This window comes from Tunicatimonas sp., assembly GCF_049647865.1.
Lineage (GTDB): Bacteria > Bacteroidota > Bacteroidia > Cytophagales > Cyclobacteriaceae > Tunicatimonas.
Window position 1 is genome coordinate 1 of the sequence record NZ_JBARYM010000490.1, and the last position, 3369, is coordinate 3369.

The window sequence follows — 3369 nt, forward strand, 5'->3', positions numbered from 1 at the left end:
TCTTAAGGCGATATCAGGATTGCAGTACGATCAGGTTAGAATCAAAGTGCCTCCGGCCGCTCGGGTAGAGCTGACCCTGATGAATACTGATGAGATGCCTCACAACTGGGTGATGACTCGCCCCAACGCGCGCGAAGAAGTGGTTGATATGTCGCTGGAGCTAGCCAAGCAGGGCAGCACCGATTACGTTCCAATATCCGACTTGGTGCTAGAGGCAATTCCTATGATATTACCGGAGGAACAGTACACTATTTCCTTCCGAGCTCCGTCGCAGGAGGGAGCTTACCCCTATGTATGCACCTACCCTGGGCACGGAGCGGTGATGTACGGGGCAATCTACGTAACCAACAATCAACTACCATTGCTAGCTACCGACGAAAACGTACCGGCTAGTCGCCGAAACGATGAAGATGTAGTCGAGGAAAAGCTCCCGAGGCATCCCTATCCCGATATCCTTCCGGCTATGTATCGCACCTTTATGCCAGACAGTGGCCCGGCGGGCATTGCCGTAGGTTTACTGGGAGATATTAGCTACTGCTGGGATGCCGGACAGTGCCGACTGCGCTATGCCTGGAAAGGTGGGTTTATCAATTTGGAAGAACACTGGTCAGGGAAAGGCAAGGAGTTAGCCGCAATAGTGGGAACGGTTTTTTACCGGGATAGCACCGAGTTTCCGTTTCGTATCGGAGAAGAGCAAGAAATTCCTACGGTAGAGTTTTTGGGCTATGAAATGAAGAACCGCTATCCTACCTTTAAGTACCGGCTGGATGATGTAGAAGTCACCGAGCGTATTGTTCCGGTATTTGAAAACCCGGGCATTAAGCGGGTGCTTACTTTTTCTGGTCTAACTGAGCCGCTCCGGTTTATAAAAGGACAAGAGAACGTATTGTACTACAGCAACCGAGGCGAGTGGGAAGACGAAAAAACACTACGCCTTAGCCCCGAGGAAGCGCAGGAGTTTACGATCACTATTACTGAAAATATGAGCGAGATATGAGAAGGTATGGTTTAATAATTATTATGCTAAGCTTGGCGATGGCGGGATGTACTATTCAAACCACCGAACAGGAGTCAGGCATTATTAACGACCAGCGCACTAATAATTTTTATTCCGTAGAGGATGTGCCACTGCCGGAAGGATTGACGGCCGAAATAGGAGGGATAGACTTTATGCCCGACGGGCGGATGATCGTCGCGTTTCATCGGGGGGAAATAATGACGTACGATCTCAAAGAAAAGACCTGGGAGTTGTTTGCCGAAGGCTTGCACGATCCGCTAGGGATATTAGTTTTAAATAACTGGGAAGTGCTGGTGATGCAACGCCCTGAGCTTACTCGTTTAGTTGACAATGACGACGATGGCGAAGCCGAGGAATATCTGGTGGCTACCGATGATTTTGGTCTATCCGGCAATTATCATGAATTTGCCTACGGCCCCGCCTACAATGGTAAAGACCTCTATATCGCCCTGAACTGTGCTTCTAAGAACGCGGGCATTTGGGATGAAGTGCGAGGTGAAGTCAATATGCTCGGCGAAGTTGCCGGAATGTATTCGGCAGTAGAGTACCGGGGCTGGGTAATGAAGCTGCGGCCAGACGGAGTGCTGGAGCCGGTGGCCAGTGGTTTCCGCTCGCCCGATGGTATCGGGTTTGACCTGGAGGGTAACTTATTCGTCACCGATAATCAGGGCGACTGGTTGGGCACCAGCAAACTGTACCACATAGAAGAAGGGAATTTCTACGTTCAGATTTCCAGCTTGGTGTGGCGTGAAGGCTGGAGTGGTGACCCGGAAGAAATGCCCGTAGCTACGTTAGACAGTATGCGAACCCGAGCTGCCGTGCTATTCCCGCACAATATTATGTCTAATTCTCCTACGCAGCCGCTGGTTATTCCGGAGGATAATAACTTTGGTCCATTCGCCGGACAGTTTCTGGTAGGGGAGATGGATTTTCCGCGGATCATGCGGGTAATGCTAGAGAAGGTGAACGGACAGTTCCAAGGGGCTTGCACCTCATTTATCGATTCTGCCGGACTAACTATCGGAAACCACCGCATGGTGTTTGGCCCGGATGGTAACCTGTGGGTCGGCAAATCGGCCTATGTCTGGGTAGGTGATCGGGGTATTCAGCGCATTCGTTACCACGGCGGCATGCCGATGGACGTGCTTCGTATGAATGTGACTCCCCGGGGTTTTAAGTTAACGTTTACACGTCCGGTAGACCGTTCGATGGCCGAGAATGCTAGTAATTATCAGTTTACGCACTACTACTACGCCTATCATCAGGAGTACGGGTCACCCCGGATGGATGAACAGACTGTTGCCGTAAAGCAAGTTCAAATCTCAGAAGAGGGCAAAGAGGTTACCCTAACGTTAGATAAGATGACCCCCGGCTACGTATATGATCTGCAATTAGGTCAGTTAAACAGTGTGGAAGGAGTCGCGCTAAAAAACAATCGATTGTTCTATACACTCAATGAGTTGCCCACCAACCAAACGGCACTGAGCAGTCGGTAGACGGAAGACCGGAAAAAGATAGACGGTGAAGGGTGAAGGGTGAAGGGTGAAGGGTGAAGGGTGAAGAGTAAGGAACTAATGACCCATGGCAATTTAACAACCAACCATTGAGCAACCCAATTATTTAACAATCGAACAGTTGAACCATTGAACAACCATCATACTCTATGGAAATGGAACATTATTTCGTACTCAGGGGCCGACAGATACGCCAGATGACCGATAAAGAGTTTTACCGCTTCTGTCAGGACAACCGTGATTTACGTATTGAGCGTAACGAATACCAAGAAATCATCATTATGTCTCCTACCAGTTCCCTATCAGGATATTTAAACACCGAAATTTTACGGCAACTAGCCAACTGGAATATAGAACACAAACTCGGTAAAACCTCTGACTCGTCTACCGGCTTCAAACTGCCCGATGGCTCTAACCGCTCGCCGAATGCTGCCTGGGTTTCCAACGAAGTTTGGAATCAATTAAGCGAAGCCGAAAAACGGAAGTTTGCTCCTCTTTGCCCAGAGTTTGTCATTGAACTTAAATCCGATGCAGATGATATAGCGGATCTGAAGAAGAAAATGCAGATGTGGCTAATCAACGGCTGCCGACTGGCCTGGTTGATTGACCCACATGAAGAGAAAGCCCACGTATACCGGCCTGATCGGCCGTGAAATTAGTAGGAGGCTTCGATAAAACCCTTTCCGGCGAAAGTATACTGCCCAAATTCTCCTTAAACCTTTCCTTACTTACTGATGATCAATAGCATTGACCAACCCAATTAATCATTATTCATCAGTCGTCACTCATTATCCACTATCACCTTTCAATTGCACATTGTTAATTGCTGTCATGCCC

Annotated in this window: 3 protein-coding genes; all 3 read left to right on the forward strand. The window is 48.8% G+C overall.

All coding sequences use genetic code 11. The annotated features are described in order from the left end of the window. The coding region (locus WBA23_RS14560; RefSeq protein ID WP_424583006.1) for a plastocyanin/azurin family copper-binding protein at positions 1–997 on the forward strand (997 nt) is incomplete at its 5' end. Beyond that, positions 994–2514 (forward strand): DUF7133 domain-containing protein, encoded by a 1521-nt coding sequence (locus WBA23_RS14565; protein WP_424583007.1) that lies wholly within the window; start codon positions 994–996, stop codon positions 2512–2514. The genes WBA23_RS14560 and WBA23_RS14565, both read left to right, overlap by 4 nt. 173 nt (positions 2515–2687) lie before the next feature. Next, positions 2688–3185: a Uma2 family endonuclease gene (locus WBA23_RS14570; RefSeq protein WP_424583008.1), complete on the forward strand. Its 498-nt coding sequence runs from the start codon at positions 2688–2690 to the stop codon at positions 3183–3185. The last annotated feature ends 184 nt before the right edge of the window (positions 3186–3369 follow it).